At 62.9% G+C, this 21244-nt stretch carries 19 protein-coding genes; 8 read left to right on the forward strand and 11 right to left on the reverse strand.

The annotated features are described in order from the left end of the window. Positions 1–35: 35 nt before the first annotated feature. The 3 genes from FQ746_RS06005 to FQ746_RS06015 all read right to left on the reverse strand — a co-directional run bounded on the left by FQ746_RS06005 (position 36) and on the right by FQ746_RS06015 (position 4353). Complete coding sequence (locus FQ746_RS06005) at positions 36–1124, reverse strand: TAXI family TRAP transporter solute-binding subunit (RefSeq protein ID WP_144108014.1); 1089 nt, start codon at positions 1122–1124, stop codon at positions 36–38. Between the two features lie 88 nt (positions 1125–1212). After that, the gene (locus FQ746_RS06010) at positions 1213–2379 is read right to left on the reverse strand and encodes a hypothetical protein (RefSeq protein WP_260853911.1); all 1167 of its coding nucleotides are present in this window, start codon (positions 2377–2379) and stop codon (positions 1213–1215) included. A gap of 432 nt (positions 2380–2811) precedes the next feature. Then, positions 2812–4353 (reverse strand): MDR family MFS transporter, encoded by a 1542-nt coding sequence (locus tag FQ746_RS06015; RefSeq protein WP_186310653.1) that lies wholly within the window; start codon positions 4351–4353, stop codon positions 2812–2814. 68 nt (positions 4354–4421) lie between these two features. Between FQ746_RS06015 and FQ746_RS06020 the strand changes: the two genes are divergently transcribed. Then, entirely contained in the window at positions 4422–5141 is a 720-nt protein-coding gene (locus FQ746_RS06020) for a TetR/AcrR family transcriptional regulator (RefSeq protein ID WP_144108105.1), read from the forward strand. A 288-nt stretch (positions 5142–5429) separates the two neighbouring features. Next, positions 5430–5942 carry a response regulator gene (locus tag FQ746_RS06025; RefSeq protein ID WP_144108016.1) on the forward strand — a complete coding sequence of 171 codons (513 nt, stop codon included), beginning with the start codon at positions 5430–5432 and terminating at the stop codon, positions 5940–5942. A gap of 51 nt (positions 5943–5993) precedes the next feature. On the opposite strand, the gene FQ746_RS06030 is transcribed toward FQ746_RS06025, so the two are convergent. Both FQ746_RS06030 and FQ746_RS06035 read right to left on the reverse strand, forming a co-directional pair. After that, the gene (locus tag FQ746_RS06030; protein WP_144108017.1) at positions 5994–6623 is read right to left on the reverse strand and encodes a Fur family transcriptional regulator; all 630 of its coding nucleotides are present in this window, start codon (positions 6621–6623) and stop codon (positions 5994–5996) included. A 50-nt stretch (positions 6624–6673) separates the two neighbouring features. Continuing rightward, the gene (locus tag FQ746_RS06035; RefSeq protein ID WP_144108018.1) at positions 6674–7300 is read right to left on the reverse strand and encodes a glutathione S-transferase family protein; all 627 of its coding nucleotides are present in this window, start codon (positions 7298–7300) and stop codon (positions 6674–6676) included. A gap of 235 nt (positions 7301–7535) precedes the next feature. Here FQ746_RS06035 and FQ746_RS06040 point away from each other — a divergent pair, with 235 nt between their 5' ends. After that, positions 7536–9239 carry an ATP-binding domain-containing protein gene (locus FQ746_RS06040; RefSeq protein ID WP_144108019.1) on the forward strand — a complete coding sequence of 568 codons (1704 nt, stop codon included), beginning with the start codon at positions 7536–7538 and terminating at the stop codon, positions 9237–9239. 22 nt (positions 9240–9261) lie between these two features. On the opposite strand, the gene FQ746_RS06045 is transcribed toward FQ746_RS06040, so the two are convergent. Further along, positions 9262–10209, reverse strand: coding sequence for a phosphoribosyltransferase (locus FQ746_RS06045; RefSeq protein ID WP_144108020.1), 948 nt, complete (start codon positions 10207–10209; stop codon positions 9262–9264). Positions 10210–10350: 141 nt separating this feature from the next. On the opposite strand from FQ746_RS06045, the gene FQ746_RS06050 reads away from it, so the two are divergent. Both FQ746_RS06050 and FQ746_RS06055 read left to right on the forward strand, forming a co-directional pair. Further along, complete coding sequence (locus FQ746_RS06050) at positions 10351–10929, forward strand: molybdopterin-dependent oxidoreductase (protein ID WP_144108021.1); 579 nt, start codon at positions 10351–10353, stop codon at positions 10927–10929. Then, positions 10899–12758 (forward strand): hybrid sensor histidine kinase/response regulator, encoded by a 1860-nt coding sequence (locus FQ746_RS06055; protein WP_144108022.1) that lies wholly within the window; start codon positions 10899–10901, stop codon positions 12756–12758. Before FQ746_RS06050 ends, FQ746_RS06055 begins: the two co-directional genes overlap by 31 nt. Before the next feature lie 154 nt (positions 12759–12912). Here the strand turns inward: FQ746_RS06055 and FQ746_RS06060 are convergent, their stop codons facing one another. Further along, on the reverse strand, positions 12913–13767 hold the full coding sequence (locus FQ746_RS06060; RefSeq protein WP_144108023.1) for a helix-turn-helix domain-containing protein: 855 nt from the start codon (positions 13765–13767) through the stop codon (positions 12913–12915). 498 nt (positions 13768–14265) lie between these two features. After that, positions 14266–14583 (reverse strand): hypothetical protein, encoded by a 318-nt coding sequence (locus tag FQ746_RS06065; RefSeq protein WP_144108024.1) that lies wholly within the window; start codon positions 14581–14583, stop codon positions 14266–14268. An 18-nt stretch (positions 14584–14601) separates the two neighbouring features. Between FQ746_RS06065 and FQ746_RS06070 the strand changes: the two genes are divergently transcribed. From FQ746_RS06070 to zwf, 3 genes are all read left to right on the forward strand, one after another. Continuing rightward, positions 14602–15942, forward strand: a complete 1341-nt coding sequence (locus tag FQ746_RS06070; RefSeq protein WP_144108025.1) for an NAD(P)/FAD-dependent oxidoreductase — start codon at positions 14602–14604, stop codon at positions 15940–15942. An 86-nt stretch (positions 15943–16028) separates the two neighbouring features. After that, the gene (locus FQ746_RS06075) at positions 16029–16277 is read left to right on the forward strand and encodes a hypothetical protein (protein WP_144108026.1); all 249 of its coding nucleotides are present in this window, start codon (positions 16029–16031) and stop codon (positions 16275–16277) included. Positions 16278–16542: 265 nt separating this feature from the next. Further along, positions 16543–18024 (forward strand): glucose-6-phosphate dehydrogenase, encoded by a 1482-nt coding sequence (gene zwf, locus FQ746_RS06080; protein WP_144108027.1) that lies wholly within the window; start codon positions 16543–16545, stop codon positions 18022–18024. 86 nt (positions 18025–18110) lie between these two features. On the opposite strand, the gene icmH is transcribed toward zwf, so the two are convergent. From icmH to tssJ, 3 genes are all read right to left on the reverse strand, one after another. Continuing rightward, the gene (icmH, locus tag FQ746_RS06085; protein ID WP_144108028.1) at positions 18111–18896 is read right to left on the reverse strand and encodes a type IVB secretion system protein IcmH/DotU; all 786 of its coding nucleotides are present in this window, start codon (positions 18894–18896) and stop codon (positions 18111–18113) included. After that, positions 18893–20239, reverse strand: a complete 1347-nt coding sequence (tssK, locus tag FQ746_RS06090) for a type VI secretion system baseplate subunit TssK (protein WP_144108029.1) — start codon at positions 20237–20239, stop codon at positions 18893–18895. The genes icmH and tssK overlap by 4 nt, the downstream gene beginning before the upstream one ends. A 109-nt stretch (positions 20240–20348) precedes the next feature. Then, positions 20349–20939 carry a type VI secretion system lipoprotein TssJ gene (gene tssJ, locus FQ746_RS06095; protein ID WP_409932373.1) on the reverse strand — a complete coding sequence of 197 codons (591 nt, stop codon included), beginning with the start codon at positions 20937–20939 and terminating at the stop codon, positions 20349–20351. Positions 20940–21244 lie beyond the last annotated feature (305 nt).

Genomic DNA, 21244 nt, shown 5'->3' on the forward strand with positions numbered 1-21244 from the left:
TCGTCTGCGCAACTATCGCGCGTGACCGGCTGGACTCATCGGCACAACAACAGCAGGCGCTCCTGACTCGAACAGTTCGAGCGCGGTTTTTGCGCGGTCTGAGCGGCGGTGGTCGTCGTCGTGGCCGCGGCGGCGTTGCGCGTCGCCAGACAGGCGCGCAGACGCTTTTCAACCGGCGGATAGTATTTCCAGCCGCGCACGAGCGTCGGCAATTCGAGCTTCACCTGTTTCCATTTCGGATGACCGTGTTCCTGCAGATTGTCGAAGTTCGTGCACAGCGCATCGGCGAAGCGGTTCAGATTGCCGACCGTATCGCGCAAACCGTAATCGTAGGTGACGAGAAAAGCTTTGACGGTCAGCGTTGGCACGTCTTCTTTCAGCCAGGACGGATAGCTGCCCGCGCGAATCGTCGCCGGAAAGTACACCTGTTTGGCGCGAGCGGTTTCCGGCGCGGCAGGGTCGACTTTGAGCAGGCGGATCTGTTGCTGCAGATCGGGGTTCATGTCGTTGAACAGCTTCGCGGGCTGACCGACCACGATGATCGCCACGTCCACTTTCTTCACGATCAGCGCGGCGATCGCATCTTCGTTGCTCAGGTGCTGCACGTTCTGCTCGGGAATCGGCTGGCCGAACATCAGCCGGTATAGCGTCGTCGCCGACTGCGCGGTGCCGCTGCCGATCAGGCCCACGCTAATGCTTTTGTCCTTGATGTCGGCGAAGGTTTTAAGCGGCGAGTCGGCTCGCACCACGACGTTGATCTCCTCGTCGTAGAGCGGCATGATGAGCCGCAGCGGGCGGATCGCCGTGCCGGCGTCGGCATTGCCGCTGTTGGCCATGTCGAGGTAAGCCTGATACACGTCGGACTGCACCAGCGCGAGTTTCACGCCGGACTCGTAGCGCATGCGCTGCACGTTTTCGGCCGACCCTTTGGACGCCATCACGTCGAGGTCGAAGCCGGCCGCCGGCGCGACCCATTTCGACAAATCCTGGCCGAACTGAATGTAAGTCCCGCGTTCCGGGCCCGTCACGATCTTGTAGTGCGCGGGCTCCGCCCAGACGCTGGCGGTCCACAAGCACAGGATCGTCAACAGCAGCGCCAGCCATCCCGTTAGATGTCTCTTCATGGTTTTTCTGCCTTGCTTTCAGGGTTGGAGAGCCGCTCGCGTCGGCTACCTGGCGGGTTGAATCAGCGTGTCGTTCCCGGCACGGACGTCATGGTGCGGACGACGCTGCACCAGCTTTCGCGCTACCTGTACCTGCGGCTGGACGGCTCCAGCCGGAGTTGCGGATGGTGTTTTCTCGCGCCTCGACGCTATTCGCGTCAGCCGTGCCCGTTGCGGCGCCGACTGCGGGACGTGGCTGCGCTGCCGGCGTCGGGCCGGTCGCTGGATTCTTGGGCTGTAGCGCGGCTGGCGCTGGAGAGGGGGCCGTGCGGGGCGTCGGGTTGACAGCGGGCGCGGTGGTCGCTGCCGTGGCCGCCACGGTCGTTGCCACGGTCGTTGCCGCGGTTGGTGCCGTACGGGCATCGAGCGGCGCCCAGCCCGTCTCGCGAATGACGCGTTCAAGCAGGGCTTTGGCCGTCTCGTTGCCGCTGTCGATGACCAGTGCCTCGTTCGCGTGTTGACGCGCGCAACTCCACGATTGCTGCGCCACGCAACTCTGCGCCGCTTGCAACGCGGCGTCGCGTCGTGCCGCTGCCGGCTTGAGTTGTTGCGACAGACTCTGCGCATCGGCATTGCCGGGTTGCATGGCCTGCACGGCGGCGACCGCCGCTTGGGCGGTCGACAGGTCGCTGGCGCGCAGCGCGAGCCGGGCCGTTTGCACGGCTTGCGCGACATCGCGGAACTGCGGGACGACCGGTTTGACGGGCGCTACGCTGGCGAGCGCCATGATTGGCGTAGGCGGAATGGCGGGCGCGGGTTGGTCGACGGGAAGCGAGGGTAGAGCGGGAAGCGTGACTTGAGGCGTGGTGATCATCCGCGTCGCAGCACGCTGTGTCTGCGTGGAGAGTGCGGATTGCGCAATCGTGCCGGTCGTCGTTCGGGCATCCTGAATAGTGTCGGTAGTGGAGTCGTCGACGCTGACCTGCGTGTCCCCGCTGTCTCCGAACAACGCGTAGGCGCCATAAGCGACGCCAATGCCGAGCACGACGCCGAGTGCGAGCAGCATGGTGCGGACCGACTGCGCTTTCCGTTTGATCGCATACGGGGGCTCGACAAAACCCGGTTCCGCCAGCAGGGCGCCGCCTGCCGCGAGTAAGCCTGTCTGTCCGGTTCGCTCCATCGCCGATGCACCACGCACTGCGCCAAGCCGCGACTCGAAGCCCGCTTGCTCCAGTGAGGCAGGAGCGGAACCGGAAGCCGGCGCGAGGCCGTTCATCTCCGGTGACCTGCCGGGTGTGCCCGACCGGTTGGGAGGAATGGCGGCGTGCCATTGCGGAGTCGGTTCGAGCGGATGCACTGCGCCGCAATACGGGCAGTATTCGACATGACGATAAATGGCCCCGCCACACTTTTTACAAGGTGTCGGAAAATTCTCGTCGATTGTGGTCGGGGTGGACATGCTGGAACCCAACGGTGGAAACAACGTCTTGACGGCATGGTCCGGATAGCGAGCCTGGGCTCGCGCTACCGCTGGTGCCAATATGTGGTGCGCCGCTGGGCACGTCAATCGCCGTTCGCCCTATTCTGTGTGCGTTAGCGCACATTGCCAGGTAATACGAAATTCCGGCGTGACACGTGTGATGAAATGCGATCGCTCAAAAAGAAACGAGGCCGGCTGGCCTCGTCGTATAGCAGTTCGAGAAAAGAGTTACTGCTTGCGTAGCGGGTGATCCCTGATCAGCCATGCGAGGGCGAACGCCAGCAACACGACGCACGCGGCCGACAGATAGACCATATGCAACGCGCCGGCAAACGCCTGCAGATAGTCGTCGCGCAAGGCCGCCGGCAACTGATGGATCGCGCTGGGTCCGAGCGTATGGGGCAACTCGGTGTCGGCTGGAACCAGCTTCTCGAGCCGTGCTGCGAGGCCATTCGAGAACACGGCCCCGAAGGCCGCCACGCCGATCGAACCACCGATCGAACGGAACAGCGTAGCGCCGGAAGTGGCCACGCCCATGTGCCGGAATTCGACGGTGTTCTGTACGGCCAGGATCAGCACCTGCATTACCATGCCGAGCCCGCAGCCGAGAATGCCCATGTCGAGATACATCACATGAATCGGCGTATCGATGCGCAGACGGGCAAGCAGCAACATGGCGATCGACACGAGCAAGGTGCCCGCAATCGGGAACATCCGGTATTTGCCGATTCTGCTGATGACCCGGCCGGTCACCATCGACATGACGAACAGGCCGCCCATCATCGGCAGCATCTGCATGCCGGCCTGCGTGGGCGTGGAGCCTTTGACCACTTGCAGATACAGCGGCAGGAACGTGACCGAGCCAAACAGCGACACGCCGATGATGAAACCGATCAGGCTGCTCAGCAGGAACGTGCGCTGCCGGAAGAGTTCGAGCGGCATGATCGGCTCGACGGCGGTGCGTTCTTCGTGAATGAAACCCCAGATCGCGATCAGTCCCATGGCCAGCGTGAACCACAGTTGCGGCGACGACCACGGCAGTATCGTGCCGCCCTGACTCGTGAACAGGATGATGCAGGTGAGCGCGCCGGCGAGGAAGGCGGCGCCCATATAGTCGATGGTGTGTTTGACATGGCGCACGTGCGGTTTGAAGACGGCGCCGATGACGATCAACGCGAGCACGCCGAGCGGCAGGTTGATGTAAAAAATCCAGCGCCACGACAGATGTTCGACGAGAAAGCCGCCGAGCAGCGGGCCGATGACCGTCGCGAGTCCGAACACGCCGCCGAACACGCCCTGATACCGGCCGCGCTCGGCGGGCGGAATGACGTCGCCGATCGCCGCCATCGTGACGACCAGCAGGCCGCCGCCGCCGAGTCCTTGCAACGCGCGTAACACGATCAACTGGGTCATGTCCTGCGCGACACCGCAAAGCGCCGAGCCGACCAGAAAGACGATGATCGCCGTTTGCAGCACGATCTTGCGTCCGAACAGATCGCCGAATTTGCCGTACAGCGGCACGACGATGGTCGAACTGAGCAGGTACGCGGTCACGACCCACGAGAGATTGCTGAGGCCGCCCAGTTCGCCGACGATGGTCGGCAGCGCAGTGGAGACGATGGTCTGGTCGAGTGCAGCGAGCAGCATGACCAGCAATAACGCAGGGAACAGCAGCCGGATAGGGGGATGACGGCTGGCTTGCGGCGCGGCTGTCACATCGACATCGTCGTGCGGCGACTCGCCATCGCGAGGTGTAGTCGAGGAGTTCATGGCAGGGGGCGTTGAAATTAATTAATGTGGCGATTAATATATGCGACGTCTCGTCACTAGTCAAATTGATTGCAATGGCAACGATCTCATCCGCGGGTAGCAAACCGCTCGAAGCATCGTCCGAACCGGTGTCCAGTCCCGAGCCGGCACGGCGTCCCGGCCGTCCCACGGGCGCACAACGTGGCCCGGAACAACGCAGCCGTTTGCTCGATGCCGCGCTTACTTTGTTCGCGAAGCAAGGCATCGTCGATACGTCGCTCGGCGAGATTGCCCGCGAAGCGGGTTTCACCCCGGCGATGGTTCATTACTACTTCAAGACGCGCGATCAACTGCTGGATGTGCTGATCGACGAGCGCTTCGCGCCGTTGCGCACGAGTCTCGGTATGCCGTTCCAGGAAAACCCCGACGACCCGGTGGCGGCCATCACGCAACTGACCCGACGCATCGTGCAGGCGGCCGTCGACCATCCCTGGTTTCCCTCGATGTGGGTGCGGGAAGTCATCAGCGACAGCGGTTTGCTGCGGCAGCGGATGCAGGAGCGCTTCGGCAACGCGCATCAGAAGGCGTCGCTGTCGACCATCGCTCGCTGGCAGCAGGAGGGACGTCTCAACGCGGACCTCGAACCGGCACTGGTGTTCATCACGCTGCTCGGACTGACCATCCTGCCGTTGGCCACCTCGAATCTGTGGCGCGACGATCCGCTGCGACGCGATATCGGCGGCGACGAAATTGCCCGCCATGCCGTCGCACTACTCGTGCAGGGCATCGGCCCGAAAAAAAACGTTTGACCCGGACTCTCCGTCCACTGGCTTTTTTCGCTCTTGATGGGCGCTTGACGTTTGGCCGAGGCACGCGGTGTGCTACCGCTGGGATGAAAGTCGACACCATGCCGGGAATGTGCGACTGCACGGTGAATCGGATAACGGGTACCGGCTTCGTTTGCCACGGGGTGGCGCGAAAACCGGGTTTTCATCGGCGTGCCTCGCAGGCGCGCTAGTGTGCGCGAGTGGCGCTGGCGTCATGTTTTACAATGTCGGGCCTGCTTGAAACTCGACGCGCAAAATCGAGTCGGAATCATGGACAGCAATATCGCAGCCGCGCAAACCGGCGGCACGCAACAAGGCGAAACATTGGCCACGTCGGATGGCCTAACCGGTTTTTTAGAGCAACAACAGACAATGAACGGAGTATTGAGACTCGATCAGGCCACGATCGTGCTCGTTGAAGACGACCCGGATAGCCGGGAATCGCTGACCTTGTTACTCGAAGCAGAAGGGGCGCACGTCGTCGCGGTAGCAGATGCGGAAGAGGGCGTGGAAGCCGCGCTGCGACTGTTACCCGACGCGGTAGTTTGCGATCTGGAACTGCCGGCCATGGACGGCTTCTATCTGATCCAGCGCTTGCGGGACCATGAGATTCGTGGCGATCACGCACCCTCGGTTGCCGTCGCACTGACCGGACATACTGACGACACCTATCGCCTGCGTAGTATCGGTGAAGGCTTCCAGCACTTCATGACCAAACCCGCGTTGCCGGAAGATCTCGTGACCCTGTTGCACGACGCGATCGACGCGCGCGCGGCAGGTTGAGCGGGGCGGTCGAATCGAATCCGGGGCTTTGCCTCGTTTTCGCTCGCGACGTTATCTGCCAGCAGCCGCTGCGGGTTTCAAACCCGCGCCGGCATTCGCCTTGCCGCCCGCGGAAGACGTGGCCAGCGCCGCCGCTTCCGCTGCCTGACACGCGGAACACAGCCCTTTCAACTCGATTTCGTCGCTCGCGAGCCGGTAGCCCGCGTGCTCGATTTGCGCCACCAGCGACTGACGCAATTTAGGCTCGTGCAATTCGGTCACGCTGCCGCATTGCTGGCAGACCACCAGAATGCCGTGCCGGCAATGCGTCAGATCGTGGCAAACCGTAAATGCGTTGATCGATTCGATGCGATGCACGAGCCCCGCCGCCAGCAGGAAGTCCAGTGCGCGATAAACCGTCGGCGGCGCGGAGCCTGGATGGATCTGCCGCATCTCGTCGAGTAGCGAATACGCCTTGGTGGCACGCCCTGAATTGAGCAGCAGTTCCAGCACCTTGCGGCGGATCGGCGTGAGCTTCTCGCCGCGTTCCCGGCAATAGTCTTCGGCGAGAATTAGCGCGGCTTCGTGCGAGTCGCCATGCGCGTGGTCCGGCCCGTGGGCATGAGCCGACGCGTCGGCTTGCACGGAATCGGCGGAATGGGCGGTTGCGGCGGGCTTGGCGGCAGGTTTGACGGTCTTCATGCGTCGATTATAAAGGGCATCGCGCCTTGCACGCCGCGACCGGTATCGCGTCAGGTCAACGCAAAGTCGACATATTTCTTGAAGCCCGTGCGGGTGGCGATTCGCGAGTACCAGCGCTCGAGGTTGGGCAGCGGCGGCCGCTCGGGTCCATTCACGCCGAACCAGCGTTTCGCGTAAGCGCCGAGCACGATATCGGCGAGCGTGAATGTCTCGCCTTCCATGAAGAAGCGTCCCTGCAGATGCGCGTCGAGCATGCGCCAAAGCACGGCGACCGCGCTGAAATCGGTCGCGAGTTTGGCGTTGTCGCGCGCGTCGGCGGGCGTGCGCACCAGCGCCCAGAACACCGGACGTTCGGCGGGTTGCAACGTGGACAGTGTCCAGTCCAGCCAGCGGTCGACGCTCGCGCGCAGCTTCGGCTCGGACGGGTAGAGCAGGCTCGCTTCGCCGTATTGCATGACCAGATAACGCAGAATGGAATTCGATTCCCACAGCACGAAGTCGCCGTCGACCAGCGTCGGAATCTTGCCGGTCGGGTTCATCGCGAGGTAATCGGCTTCGTTGTTGCGGCCGAATTGCAGGCCGGCATCGATGCGGTCGTACGGCAACACCAGTTCGTCGCAACACCACAAGACTTTCTGAACGTTGACGGAGTTGGTGCGTCCCCAGAGTGTGATCATCCGGTCGATCCTTTCTCACGGTTGCAGTTGGCAAGCCGCGCGCGATGCGCGGCGTTCAGCCCGGTACGATACACGATACGGCGTCGAGCCAGTCATCCGGCGCCTCGGCGATAACCCGCATGCGATGCGTACAATGAGCGCACTTCGGCGCGCAGCCCGGATACCGCAAGCAGGGCACGCACGCAAACCCCTACAAACTGCAGCACATTCACGCGAACTCACCGAAAGGCACCGCATGGCCCGCATTGTTCCCGACGACTGGAAGAGCCTCGCCGCCACCGGCGCGGCGGCGCGCGAGCGCGAGACGCTCGCGTTGCTCGAACAGGCGCTCCCCGACGATTACACCGTGTATCACGGTGTGCACTGGACGCGCCTCAACCAGAATTTCTCGGTGTTCGGCGAGGCCGATTTCGTGGTGGTGAGTCCGGCCGGCCGCGTGATGATCGTCGAACAGAAAACCGGCTTCCTGCGTGAAACACCGAAGGGTCTCGTCAAGGTGCATCTGCAAACCGAACGCAACGTGGCGATTGCGCTCGCGCACACGGTCGAAGGATTGCATCGGCGTCTGACCGCCGCGTTCGGCGCCGGCACCTATTTCGTCGAGGAACTGCTGTACTGTCCCGACCACGTCGTCAAGGATGCGGGCATCGCCGGTGTGAACCCGGCGCGCATCGTCGACGCCACCCGCAAGGCGCGGCTCGCAGCCGTCATTCGCGAGGCGTTGCCGGCCGACGAACCACGCCTCGCCTGCGCGCCGAAAATCCATCACTTCCTTGCCGACGAACTTGCGCTGACTCCCGACACCAGCGCGCTGGTCGGTCAGGCCGGCACGCTTGTCACACGTCTGGCCGGCGGGCTCGCGACGTGGGCGCGGCGGCTCGAGTTCACGCCGTTCCGCCTGCGGGTGATCGGCACGGCCGGCTCCGGCAAGACGCAACTCGCGGTGCAGGTGATGAAAGACGCGGTGGCGCGCGGTCAACGGCCCTTGTACGTGTGCTTCAACCGGCCGCTGGCCGATCATATTTCGATGGTCGCGCCGCCCGAAGCGAAGGTCGCGAACTATCACCAGCTCTGCGACTGGATCGCACGCGACGCCGGTCGCGAGCCGGATTTCGAAGCGGCCGAGGTATCCGCGCAAGGCACGTCGTTCATCGCGTTCGACGAGCTCGAAGTGATTTTCGCCGAGACGCCCATCGACGCGCGCTGGCAGTTCGACGTGTTGATCGTCGACGAAGGTCAGGACTTCCAGCCGCCGTGGGTGGCGGCGCTCGAACGCCTGCTGTTGCCGGGCGGCGCGTGGTGGTGGCTCGAAGACCCGCTGCAGAATCTGTATATGCGCGAGCCCGTCGATCTGCCGGGCTGGACGACGTTGAAGGAAACCACCAACTACCGCAGTCCGCGCGACATTCTCGATTACGTGCGCGAAGTGGTGGGCGCGAAGGTGCCGATGGCGGCCACGCTGAGTTCGGGCAGTCCGTTCGACGGTTCCGATATCTCGCTGTCCGTCTACGACGAAGCGAACGCCGCCGAAAGCAGTATCGACGCAACCAAGCGCGCGATTACCCAGGCGCTGTCGCTCGGCTTTCGCAAACAGGACATCGTGGTGCTGTCGTTTCACGGCCGCCAGTCTTCGGCGATGACCGGCGAGGATCATCTCGGCCCGCATAAGCTGCGCAGTTTTACCGGTAAATACGATCTGTTCGGCAACCCGGAGTATCGCGAAGGCGACGTGCTGTTCGAATCGATCTACCGCTTCAAGGGACAGGCGGCGCCGTGCGTGATTGTCACGGAGATCGACTTCGAGACGCTCGACGAGCGCAGCGCCCGCAAGCTGTTCGTCGGGGCGACCCGCGCCACGATGAAACTGATTCTGGTCGCCTCACAGCGGGCTGCCCGGCAACTGCATCTGCGCGATCCGAAAGAGGCGAAGGAAAGCTAGCCGGCAGCCGCAAGGACGTGGCTCAACGCCACGCTCTTGCATCCACCAGCGTGCCGGTCCGCGTCGGCGCATCCCACCAGATGACGCGCAATAACGGCGCGGCTCGCGCAATCAGCAGCGCCTGCAGCGGATCGCTTTCGACGAAATGCGTGACGCCCTCGCGCAACGCGGCCGCGGCTTTATGCGCCGCGGCGCCTGCCGAACTCTCATCGTGCGAGTGCGGCGCGCGCATGACCAGCGACAGATGCCCGAAGCCGTGCCGCGCGAGCCAGACCTCGGTGCGCGCGCGATCCAGTTCCGGCCGGCCCGTGATGATCGTGCGCACGCGTTGCAGATCGATTCCCGGCAACACGTCGAACGGCAACAGCGCGTCGCGCTCGGCGAGCGCGGCGGCGAGATCTTCGTCGTAGCGCGCGAGCGGCACGTCGGGCAGCAGAATGCCGTCGAGATCGATCGCGTACGTCGCGTATTCGTGATCCTCGGCGAGCGCGGTGGACTGGCCCGCTTCGACTTGCGCCCAGTCGTCCCGGTAACGCGCCGTATAAGCCTGACGCTCCCACGGAAACAGGGCGAAATAACCACGCGCGTCGATCGCGTAGTCGGGTTGCAGGCGGCTCAACTCGTCCACCGCGCCGGTCAGTGTGGTGACCGCGAGGCCATGCTGTTCGAGAAACGCGACGCAATCGGTCAGTGTCAGTCCGCGTCCCGCGATGTCTTCGCACAGAAGCACTTTCGTTCCGGCCGGCGGGATTGGCAGCGTCGAATCCCAGGCTACGCTGCGTGACTGACGGTCGTAGCGCAGAAACGCGACCGGGACGCCGATGGCATGCGACACCATCAGCGCAAGCGGCGCACCGCCGCGCAGAATCCCGATCGACATCGTGAAATTTTGCGCCAGCAGATCGGGTCGCAGCGACTCGATCCAGTGATCGAGGTGTTCGTAAGTCAGGGGCAAAACCGGTTTGTTCATGACTCAGGGGTACCGATTCTCGCTTTTGAGACAAAGAATTTTGGCGATATTATGCATGCGGTTCAAAGATCGCGCGTCGGGGTCGACGCGCAGAGCCGGCGAGCCGTGCGCAGTCACGCCGCTATAACGGAAAAAAAATTAATGACCAAGGTAAGCGCATTGACGTGGGTAGGCGCAAGCGCGGCGGAAAGCGCGGCGGCCGGCGCGGCTGCAGGTATTCATGGACTTCGAAGCTGGGCCATCGGCCTCACGCTGGCTGTCTGCGCGTGCAGCGCGCACGCGGAACCAAACGCGCGGCCGCTTTCGCTCGACGTGAAGGGCAAAATCAGCAAGACTACCGACGCGGCGCATCAGCTGTATCACTTCGGCGAGGCGGAGCTGCTCGCCTTGCCGGTCCATTCGATCACCACCGCGACGACGTGGACGCCGCGCTCCACCTTCACGGGTCCGTTGCTCGACGATATCCTCAAGACCGTCGGCGCACGCGGCAGCGAAATCGAAGTGCGTACGCTCGACGATTACACCTACACGATTCCGGTGTCGGACGGCGCGCGCTACGGCGTGGTGATGGCGTACAGCATGAACGGCCAGCGCCTGAAGATCAGCGACTTCGGGCCGCTGTTTCTCATTTACCCGCGCGATGCGTTCCCTGACGAACTCGTGGGCACCGTCGGCGATTCGAAATTCGTATGGCAGATCAAGGCCCTCATCGTGAAATAGCGCGCCATCCGTGGCGGCGTCTGCTGTACGTGCTGATCTGGTTGACCGCGCTGGCGGCGCCGGCCGGCGCGATCGGCTATCTGCTGTACGCCAATCTGCTGAACTCGCGCGCGACCGAGCCGCTCACCGGTTCCTACGACGGCTTCTACTGGGACGCGGCGCAACTGCAAATCGCCTATGCGCGTTTCGAGAACCAGTTGCTGCTCTATCAGTCGGGTGTGGACGACGATTACCAGCGGCTGATGCTGCGCTACGCGCTTTTGCAATCGAAGCTGCATGTGATTGCCGGCTCGACGCAGCGGCTGACCACGCAGATCGCGCTGATGCAACGGCAACTCGACGAGATCAAATCGCTCGACGAACTGCTCGGCAGCATCCAGCCCGAAGTCGATGCGCTGGCGCGCGATCGCACGGGCGTCACGCCGATCGTGCAACAGATGCGGCATCACTGGAACGAAGTCAACGACCTCGCGCTGAGCCGCCGTTTCGCCGATGTCGCCGACCGCGAAGCAATGAACCGCGACTTCATCGACAAGCGCCGCATGCTGTTCGCGGGCGGTTTGCTGCTGCTGTTGCTGTCGGCTGCCGCGACCATGCTGCTGGTGCTCAATGGCCGGCGCCGTACGCGTCTGATGGAGCAGCAGCACGTGGCGCTCGAAGCCGAGCATCAGGCGAGCCGCGCGGCACACGAGGCGAGCCTCGCCAAGGACGCGTTCCTCGGCATGATCAGCCACGAACTGCGCACGCCCTTGCACGCCATCGTCTCGTCGATCGAACTGCTCGGGCTGAACTACCACTCGGAAGCCGACCGCAAGGTCATCCAGCGTCTGGACACGGCCGCGCGCCATCTCGAAGCGCAGATGAAGGACCTGACCGACTACGCGCGCCTCGGGGCGGGCAAGCTCGAATTGCGTCACGAGCATTTCGATCCGCGTGAGTTGCTCGCTTCGATCGTCGACGAACACGCCATGTCGGCGGCCGCGCGCGGTCTCGAACTGGTGAGCGAGGCGGGCGGCGTGAGCGGACTGGTCGACTCCGATCCGCACCGCATCCGCCAGATCGTCAACAACCTGGTGACCAACGCGATCCGCTACACCGAGACCGGTTCGGTGCGCGTACAGCTTCGGCAACGGCCCGAGGTGTTGAGCTTCGTCGTCAGCGATACGGGGCCGGGTGTGCCGCAGGCGCAGATCCCGCTGATCTTCCAGGAGTTCACGCAACTGGACGCGTCGCGCACGCGCCGCTTCGAAGGCGCGGGCATGGGGCTCACCATCGTGCAGGGACTGGTCAAGCTGTTCGGCGGCACGGTCGAGGTCACCAGTACCGTGGGCAAGGGGACCGCGTTCACGGTGACGATTCCGGTCACTTCGGTCGCGGCCGCGGCGCCGGCCGGCGTCAGCGCACGCACACCGGCCGACGGCGCGCGCGCCTGCGTGCTGATCGTCGACGACAACCGGCTGGTGCGCGAATCGTTCAGCGAGATGATCGCGCACATGGATTTCGACGCCCACGCGGTCGCCGATGCCGACGCGGCGTTGGCGTGGCTCGCGGCGCGGCGTTGCGACGTGGTGCTGCTCGACCTGCACATGCCGGAGCGCGACGGCTACACCTTGCTCGCCGAACTGGCCGCGCGCGGCGGACCGTCCGCGACGGTGCCGGTGATCGTGGTGAGCGCCTATGTGCCGGACGCCGAGTTTCTGGCAAAGGTAGGGACGGGCAGCGACGTCGGCGGCGCGCCGCCATTCTTCGAAGTCTTGTTGAAGCCGGTTCATTACGGCGAACTGCGCAGCGCGCTGCAACGTGCTCTGGCCGTGCGGCCGGACGTGTGATGCGGTGATGGATCGCTTCGAGGTCTGGGCGACGCTCGCTGGCAGTTGGACGCAGGGGAGCTGGAAAACCGGAGAAGAGGCACGGAGAAGAGGCACGGAGAAGGGGCACGGTGGGCTCAACCTGAGCACGCACCTGCAAGCGCGACGCGGCGGGTTACGGCCGGTTCAGGCGCTTGGAAAGATCGGCGACCAGAATCGCCATACGCGCGGGCTTCTCATAGCACGCGACGTCGTAATTGCGGATGATCTCGCTGATTTCCGATTCGCTGGCCTTGCCGGTCAGCAGTTCGCCGGTCAGCACGAAGATCGGCGCGTCCGGGTTTTCCGAAGAGCGCACGGCGCGAATCGCCGCTGCCGAGGTCTGCGAACCGAACAGCCAGTCGATCACCACGCCGTCGAACACCTGGGTTTGCAACTGTTCGTTGAAAGCCGTCAGACCGTAAATCGCCACGGCGGCAAAGCCGCTGCGCTCCAGATAGTCGCGCAGGTTGTCGGCGCTCGCCTGGTCGTCGTCCACGACCGCGATGGTCGGCTTGTCGGCCTCGGCGCGGCGCGGATAAATCTCGATCTTGTGGACCTCGTACGCGCTTTGATAAAGCGTGCCGTCGTGTCGCGTCACGCGCCACTGGCCGAGCTTCGAATACGCGACGAACTCGGGTCGCGCCCCCGCTTCGAGCGCCGCGCCGACCCAGGCGGTGCAACTCAGTTCGATGGCGCCGATGGCGAAGACCGCTTCCTGGGCAATGGCGCCGACCATGCCCGGATCGAGGGATTGCGCGCCGAAAAGTTGTGCGGCCGGTTCGCCGAAAACCTCGGCGACCTTCTTGATCTGCGAGAGGGTCCACGGACTGTTGCCGCGGAGTTTGCGGTGTCCCTGGGAAAAACTGAGATCGAGAATGCGACACAACTCCGTGGTTTGCTGGCGCTTGCCGATGCCGTGCCGGCTCATCAACTCGCGCACGCGTTCGGCGACTGCGATGGAGTCAGGGGAGAGTGTTTCGTTAGCCATACTGCTTTGAGAAATCCGCCGTCTTGAGGGTGGCTATGAAAGAACCGATACGCGTCGAAACGCCCGCTGCATAATCAGATTGCATGAGCGTGCCAACGCAGGGGACAGCCAATGTACAGTAAAAATTGTTGCGATTCGGGTTTTTATGTGGCGGCCGTCGTGGCCCGACGATCCGACATACGCAAGGCCATGCACGGCTTCTTTTTATGCATTGAGCATCATTTCTATTTTACCGATGAACGGCCCGTTCGCGGGGGACAAATCTCGTCTATCGACGTCGGCGCATGGACTTCGGGGAGAATCGGCAAGCGCCGCATTCGAGCGGCGGAGGCAGGCGGGGTAAGGCTTTGCCGGGCGCCGGGCGGGACATTCAGCGGACGCCGGCGAGCCTGTCGTATCGGCGATCCGTAAGGTTTGGTAAGCCAATCGTGATCGGCGGAAAGCCGGCCGCCGGCAATTAGCGGCGCATACGGATTTTTAAAGCGCGCGTTTGCCCACTTACGCGGCTGGCATGGCGCGAAGTTTTGCCGCAGCCGTTTTCAGCCCGTCGAAAATCCGTTCGGCGACGCGGGCCGGGAATCGACTGGTTCGGCCCGCTGCCATCGACTGGCCAGATTTGTCAAATATGCGCGAGACGAATAAACGCCAGATATCTGTGATAGACATAATTTGCTGCGATCCGGCGACGAAGCCCAAACCGCTCCCGCACCCGCCGTCATTGCACACAACTGAACCGCCTGCGAAGATGACGCCCATTTTGTTGTCCGCTCTGTAGCTGTTGCTGTTGCCCGCTTTATTTCCCACTTCGTCGCCCATTTCCCCGCTTCCCCTCCGATGACCACGACCTACCCGCTCCACGCCAGCTTCTCTCCCGCCGATCAGGCGTTCCCGACTCGCGCCGACGTGGTGATCGCCGGCGCCGGCATCATGGGCTGCGCGGCGGCCTATTACCTGGCGCGTCGCGGCCTGTCGGTGGTGGTGCTCGACAAGTCCCGCATTGCCGGACAGCAGTCGTCGCGCGCTTGGGGTTTCGTGCGCCAGCAGGGCCGCGAGTCCGCCGAGGTGCCGCTGATGATGGCGGGTATCCCACTCTGGCAGGAACTCGAACGCGAACTGGATTTCGACCTCGAATGGCGTCAGGGCGGCTGTCTGTACGTCGCGACCGACGAGGAAGACTGGAGTTCGTTCCAGCAATGGATGGACGTTGCGCGTCAACACGGCCTCGACACCCGCACGCTGGATCGCAAGCAGATCGATTCCATCGTGACCGGCATGCAGGGCCCGGCGCTCGGTGGCCTGTATACCCCGAGCGACGGTCAGGCGGAACCGCGCCGCGCCGCGGCCGCTTACGCGGCGCGGGCCGCGCAAGCCGGTGCGCTGTTCTTCGAAGGCTGCGGCGTGACGGGCGTCGAACGGGCGGCCGGCGCGATAACCGGCGTCGTCACCGAGCGCGGGACCGTGCGCACCTCGCGTTTCATTTGCGCGGCGGGCGCCAGCAGCTGGCGCCTGCTCGCAACGCTCGGGCTCGAGTTGCCGCAGCAAGCGGTGCGCGGCACCTGCATGCGCACCAATCCCTTGCCGCGCATCACGGCGTCCACGTTCTGGGGACATGGCCTGGGCGTACGGCAACGCGCAAACGGCGCAATCAATCTCGCGGACGACATGCAGGTCGATGTCGACATGACGCTCGGTCATTTCCGCGCGCTCAAATGGTTTTTGCCGGAGTTGTGGAGCCAGCGCGAGAAATTCAGCTTCCATCTGAACGGCGCGTGTCTACGGGATCTGCGTGAACGCTTGGGCCGCGGCGTGCCGGATGACGAGCGCGTGCTGCATCCGCGCGACCCGCATCCGCAGCCGAACGTGAGCCACGCGCCGCGTGCGTTGAAAAAACTGCGCGCGCTATTTCCCGCCTTGAAGGACGCGCAAGTGGTCGAATCGTGGGCGGGTCTGATCGACGTGCTGCCCGACGGCATTCCGGTCATCGATGCGCCGCCGCAGGTGCCTGGCCTCAGTATCGCCACCGGTTTTTGCGGTCATGGCTTTGCGATGGGGCCGATCGTCGGCAAGCTGCTCGCCGAAATCAACGATGGCGGCGAGCCCTCGCTGAATCTTTCCGCGTTCCGACTGCAGCGTTTCTTCGACGGCACGATGCAGCGACCGCGCAGCATGCTGTAAGGGCTTCATGGTCGGGCGCGTTTTCTGCTGAGGAATGCGGAATCGAATTTGCATTTCACTTTTTTGCACTCGTCAGCGGATCCGCCATGAATAAACTGCACACCTTCCTTGCCGCCACTCTGGTTGCGATCAGCGCCGTCAATGCCGCGCACGCCGCCACCGAAGAAGAGCAGGCCAAAGCCTGCCGCGGCGACGCGATGCACTTCTGCGCGTCGGAGATTCCGGACAAGGAAAAAATCACGGTCTGCATGAAACAGCATGTGCAGGAACTCAGCCCGGCTTGCCGCGCGATGTTCAAGGGCGGCAAGAAAGGATCGGGAAAGAGCGGCTCCTGAGCGCATAGGGAAGCTCGCATCGACGACTCACGCGTAATCGTCCGTCGAGCGCGTGTCACGAAACTCGTCTAAAAAGTCCTGCAAAACAATTGCTTGGCGTGGCGGCTTGGCATATTGCGGCAAGCCGCGGCACACGTTGCCGTGCAAACAAATTCAAAACGTTGCACCATAGGCGTTTGCCAGAAAAAAGTGCCGGTCCGCCGGCACGCCTGCTGCGCCTTTTCCGACTTTTGACCGACGACTTTCACGACGGTGCGACCGCGCTATGACAAACCAATCCGCTTCAGCCACTCCCGACTTGCCGCTCGACATGATCATCTTCGGCGGCACCGGCGATCTGTCGTTCCGCAAGCTGCTGCCCGCGCTCTACATGGCGCATCTGCATTGCAATCTGCCGCCGGACACACGCATTCTGACAATCGGCCGCAAGCCCTGGTCGCGCGACGAGTACATCAGCGAATTCATGGAATTGAAGGCCAGGCCCTTCATCGAGAAGAAGGCTTTCGACGCCGCCGCGTGGGATAAATTTCTCGCGCTGTTCGAATACGTGCGCATGGACGTGGACTCGGCCGAGGACTACGCGCGACTCAAGGAGACCTCGCGGCCCGATGTACGGCGTGTGTTCTATCTCGCGACCTCGCCGGATCTGTTCACGAATATCTGCGAGCATCTCGCTTCGGCAGGACTCGTCGACGAGCATTCGCGCGTCGTTCTGGAAAAACCGCTAGGTCACGACCTGGCTTCGGCGCAGGCCATCAATACCGCGGTCGGCCAGCACTTCAACGAAGCGCAGATCTACCGCATCGACCACTACCTCGGCAAGGAGACCGTGCAGAACCTGATGGTGCTGCGTTTCGGTAATCCGATTTTCGGACCGTTGTGGCAGGCGCCGTATATCAAGAGCGTGCAGATCACGGTGGCGGAAACAGTGGGTGTCGGTACCCGCGCGGGCTTCTACGACAAAACCGGCGCGCTGCGCGACATGGTGCAGAACCACTTGCTGCAACTGTTGTGCATCGTCGCGATGGAGCCGCCGGTGTCGCTCGATCCCGATGCGGTGCGCGACGAAAAACTGAAGGTACTGCGCTCGCTGCGTCCGATGACGCCGGAAGATATCGTGCGCGATACGGTGCGTGGTCAATACACCGCGGGTGCGGTCAACGGCGAGGCCGTCAAAGGCTATCTCGAGGAAGAGAACGTGCCCACCGGCAGCCGGGCCGAGACCTTCGTGGCGTTGCGCGCGCATATCAACAACTGGCGCTGGGCGCACGTGCCGTTCTTCCTGCGTACCGGCAAGCGGATGCAGAAGAAAGTGTCGGAGATCGTCATCGAGTTTTCCGAGTTACCGTTCTCCATCATTCCGAGCGGTGGGCGCAACTTCGGCAATCGTCTCGTCATCCAGTTGCAGCCGGAAGAATCCATCCAGTTGCAGATGCTGGCCAAAGAGCCGGGCAGCGGCATGCACATGCTGCCGGTGAATCTGAATCTGGATTTGCAGCAGGCCTTCACCGAGCGTCGCGCGGAAGCCTACGAGCGTTTGCTGATCGACGTGATCCGCGGACGGCTCACGCACTTCATGCGTCGGGACGAACTGGAAGCGGCATGGGCGTGGGCCGAACCGATTCTCGAAGGCTGGGGTAAGTCGACCGACAAACCACGCGGCTACTCGGCGGGTACGTTCGGACCGGCGGCGTCGACGGCGCTGATGGCGCGTGAGAACGCGGTGTGGTCGGAAGAGTCGCAATAAGCGGCGAGCACGGTTTCGACCTGTAGCATCGTAAAACGCAAACGGCCCGCTTTTTAGCGGGCCGTTTGCGTTTCGAGCGTAAGCGGTTAAGGCAACGAAATCGTCAGGCTCGCCGACTGCGGCCCGAGTTTCACCACCTGCGAATACGGCGCCAACGTGCGCAAAGTCTGATCGCGCAAATACGTGTTCAGCCCCAGATACGCCAGTAGTCCGACCAGCGCGAACACCGCGCCGATTGCCCACAGCGGCACCTCGCGCTTGAGCCGGTGCGCGACCTGATCGGGCAGCGGCCAATGCGGCGCGAACGGCGCGCGCTTGCCTTTGAGTTGAGCGATTTCATCGCCGATACGTGCGGTGAGATAGGCGAGTTTCTCCGGTCCTTCGAGCAGATATTTGCCCTGAAAGCCGAGCAACAGACACATGTGAAACACCTCCAGCGACTGCAGCCGCGCGGCGCCTTGCGCGCGGCATTCCTCGAGATACTGGAAGAATTTTTCGCCCGCCAGTTGCTCGCCGAACAGGACCAGTTGCAGCGGCCGGCGCTCCCACTCCGTGCGAATCCGGAAGCTCGACGACAACACCGATTCGTCGATCGCCGCGCAGAACGCAAACTTCGACGCGTAGACGTCGTCGGCCGACGCGTTGAGTTTCTTCGCGCCGCGCTCGAAGTCGCCGAGAAACTGCTGGATGCGCTGACCGAACTCCTGCGCATCGCCGGGTTCGCGACCGTTCTTCAACAGGAACAGCATGAAGAAGCCGTCGTATAGCAGATCGAGCAGCGAGCGAACCTGGTAGGTCGGTTCGGTAGCGGGCGGGGCTGGCGTGGCGGAGGGCGTGTCGCTGCCGCCGAACAGGGAGGGCGCGTAGCTCATGAGGTCACCGCGATCAGTTCGAGTTGGAGATCGTTGATGCCCGACGGCGCGTAGATCATCGCCGATTGAGCCTGCAACATACGGTCATACAGCGCGCCGCGCGATTCGAACGAGAAATAGCACGCGCCCGGGCGCACCGGAATCGCGGGCGGCACTTGCGGCGTGTAGACGAGTCGCACGCCGGGCATGGCCGAGAGCACGAGCTTGTCGACGTCGTCGGGTGCGCCGACCTTGAAACGCGCGGGCACGGCATCGACGAGTTCGGCAGTGGGCATGTCCGCCGACACCGCGATGAAGAACTGCGTCTTGTCGTCGATCTTGCCCGAGTCGAGACGACCGGAATGGAACGACGGCCGGATCTCTTCGAGCGCAATCGCGAAGTAGCGCGTCGAGATCACCGTTTCGAGCAGGTCGCGCAGGATGGTGTCGAGACGCGCGAAGCCGGGCCCCGGATCGTCGTGCCGGTACGCGGGTAAATCGGCGAGCGCATAGCCTTTGGAAAATGTCATCAACTGACCGGCGAGGCGCAGCAGTTCCTGAAACAGCCGCTCCGGGTGCAGCGCGGCATGCTGGTACAGATGAGCGAGCGAAGCGAACGCGGCGCTTGCCGTGTGCAGCAGCCAGAACGACGCAATATCGCCCGACCGGAATTCGATGATGTTCTTGGTCGGTTCGCGATGAAAACCATAGAGCGCATTCACCTTGGCCTGCAATGCGTCGATCAGTTGGCGCAGGCGCTGATGCAAAATCGGTGATGCGTCGATGGCGAGACACGGCGGCACGAACGCATCGTCGAGTTCGAACCCGGAGGTCGCGGTACGGCGCACGCGCACCAGCGGCACGGACAGCAACTGATCGCGCGGCTCGCTATGGGCGATGAGTTTGACGCTGGTCTTGAGGAAGGTGATGTCGGCTTCGGCCGCGTCGGTGAAATGATCGGCCACCGGCGCCTGCTCGCTGACGTAACGCGACACGAAGCCGGCGTTGCCGTCCTGCGTGTAGTTCGCGCCGGTTTCGCGCAGCGGATGCAGCGCCAGATAAAACGTGAATTCGTTGATGCCGTCCGGCAACGTGTCCAGCGCGATGGGCGGCGGCAGGTCGTCGGCTTGCGGCGCGGAGTAGAGCGCGCCGTCCGGAAATACCAGCGACAACTCGCTCACGCGCAATACGTTGCTGCCGAGCGCGTCGCGGTCGACACGCGCCGAACGCACGCCCCAGTTATACGGCTGGATGGCCTGGATCGATTCGAACAGACGCGCTTCGTGATACGCGTCCTGACGCTGAAAATGCTGCGGCCTCAGAAACAGGCCTTCTCCCCAGAGCACTTTTGCGGAATAACTCATCTCAAACCTGTTATATGCGTTCAGCGTGTAGTGCGCCCGGAGATAACCGCTTCAAGGCGCCGAATTGTTAATTCTCTGGAAAATGTTAAATCGTATTTCAATGGCATCTTTAGCCGCAGCTAACCGAGGAAAGCATATTCAGCGGTTGCGCGGGCAATCCCTGTTCGGGCGGGATCACCGTGCCGTTTGTCACCGTCATTGCACAGTTATGCAGGCCGATCATTATGCCGGATTTCTCCGACTTCGCCGGATCGAAAGCGAATTTCCAGCGCTGCATTGCAGGATCGCGGAATAGCGCGACGATACCGAATGCCTGCGCTTCATGCGACACCTTTTCGGTTACGCCGTAGTGTTGACCGGGGATCAGTGTTACTTCGCGAACGCTCAGCAAATCCGCGCCGAGCGTGGTCTTTTCCTTCGCGGGATCGGTAAAGGTATCGAATGGCGCCTGCTGGAATGAAGTGGGGTCCTTCAATACATAAAGCCGCACTACCAGCGCCAATGGCCGTTTGTCATTCGCGGCATTAAGATTGGACGCCGCATATAACGTCAGCCCGACATTGCGGGGCGGTTTCTGGGCGTCGGGAACGTCCGGCTTGCCGAGGCCGCTCGCCTGCAAAGCGGCGTTGGCAGCCGCGCCGAGCACCGTCACACCGGCCGCGCAGCCGCCGAGCAGCGTGCACGCGGCCACGCCCGTCATCCACCGCGACGCCCGTCGGGCCACGCGCCGAACCAGAAACGAATTCATATACTTCGACCGGCTCCAAGGCCGTCCCCCGTCGAAACATCAATAACGATTTCACCGCGGCAATGCCAACGCTAACTCATGTCATATAGTGCGCGACACAATGCCCGTTTATGCGAAGCACATGAACCGCCGACTGCCGCTTCAAATGAGGCGGGTAGCGGGCCGGCGGAATTTTTTTCCACTATTTACTTTTTCGCATTTAAATCAGGAAACAATTTCTGCTGGTAACGTTTTAATCATCACGCGACTTTCTTTCT

The organism is Paraburkholderia sp. BCC1886 (assembly GCF_900996245.1).
Classification (GTDB): domain Bacteria; phylum Pseudomonadota; class Gammaproteobacteria; order Burkholderiales; family Burkholderiaceae; genus Paraburkholderia.

Coding starts and splice junctions, on each gene's coding strand:
- tssK (WP_144108029.1), bottom strand. CDS start 20,239: ATGAGTTATTCCGCAAAAGTGCTCTGGGGAGAAGGCCTGTTTCTGAGG.
- FQ746_RS06055 (WP_144108022.1), top strand. CDS start 10,899: ATGGCAGATCAAGGCCCTCATCGTGAAATAGCGCGCCATCCGTGGCGG.
- FQ746_RS06035 (WP_144108018.1), bottom strand. CDS start 7,300: ATGATCACACTCTGGGGACGCACCAACTCCGTCAACGTTCAGAAAGTC.
- FQ746_RS06015 (WP_186310653.1), bottom strand. CDS start 4,353: ATGAACTCCTCGACTACACCTCGCGATGGCGAGTCGCCGCACGACGAT.
- FQ746_RS06045 (WP_144108020.1), bottom strand. CDS start 10,209: ATGAACAAACCGGTTTTGCCCCTGACTTACGAACACCTCGATCACTGG.
- FQ746_RS06030 (WP_144108017.1), bottom strand. CDS start 6,623: ATGAAGACCGTCAAACCTGCCGCCAAGCCCGCCGCAACCGCCCATTCC.
- zwf (WP_144108027.1), top strand. CDS start 16,543: ATGACAAACCAATCCGCTTCAGCCACTCCCGACTTGCCGCTCGACATG.
- FQ746_RS06040 (WP_144108019.1), top strand. CDS start 7,536: ATGGCCCGCATTGTTCCCGACGACTGGAAGAGCCTCGCCGCCACCGGC.
- FQ746_RS06065 (WP_144108024.1), bottom strand. CDS start 14,583: ATGGGCGACGAAGTGGGAAATAAAGCGGGCAACAGCAACAGCTACAGA.
- FQ746_RS06005 (WP_144108014.1), bottom strand. CDS start 1,124: ATGAAGAGACATCTAACGGGATGGCTGGCGCTGCTGTTGACGATCCTG.
- FQ746_RS06025 (WP_144108016.1), top strand. CDS start 5,430: ATGGACAGCAATATCGCAGCCGCGCAAACCGGCGGCACGCAACAAGGC.
- icmH (WP_144108028.1), bottom strand. CDS start 18,896: ATGAGCTACGCGCCCTCCCTGTTCGGCGGCAGCGACACGCCCTCCGCC.
- FQ746_RS06010 (WP_260853911.1), bottom strand. CDS start 2,379: ATGAACGGCCTCGCGCCGGCTTCCGGTTCCGCTCCTGCCTCACTGGAG.
- tssJ (WP_409932373.1), bottom strand. CDS start 20,939: ATGACGGGCGTGGCCGCGTGCACGCTGCTCGGCGGCTGCGCGGCCGGT.
- FQ746_RS06070 (WP_144108025.1), top strand. CDS start 14,602: ATGACCACGACCTACCCGCTCCACGCCAGCTTCTCTCCCGCCGATCAG.
- FQ746_RS06050 (WP_144108021.1), top strand. CDS start 10,351: ATGACCAAGGTAAGCGCATTGACGTGGGTAGGCGCAAGCGCGGCGGAA.
- FQ746_RS06075 (WP_144108026.1), top strand. CDS start 16,029: ATGAATAAACTGCACACCTTCCTTGCCGCCACTCTGGTTGCGATCAGC.
- FQ746_RS06060 (WP_144108023.1), bottom strand. CDS start 13,767: ATGGCTAACGAAACACTCTCCCCTGACTCCATCGCAGTCGCCGAACGC.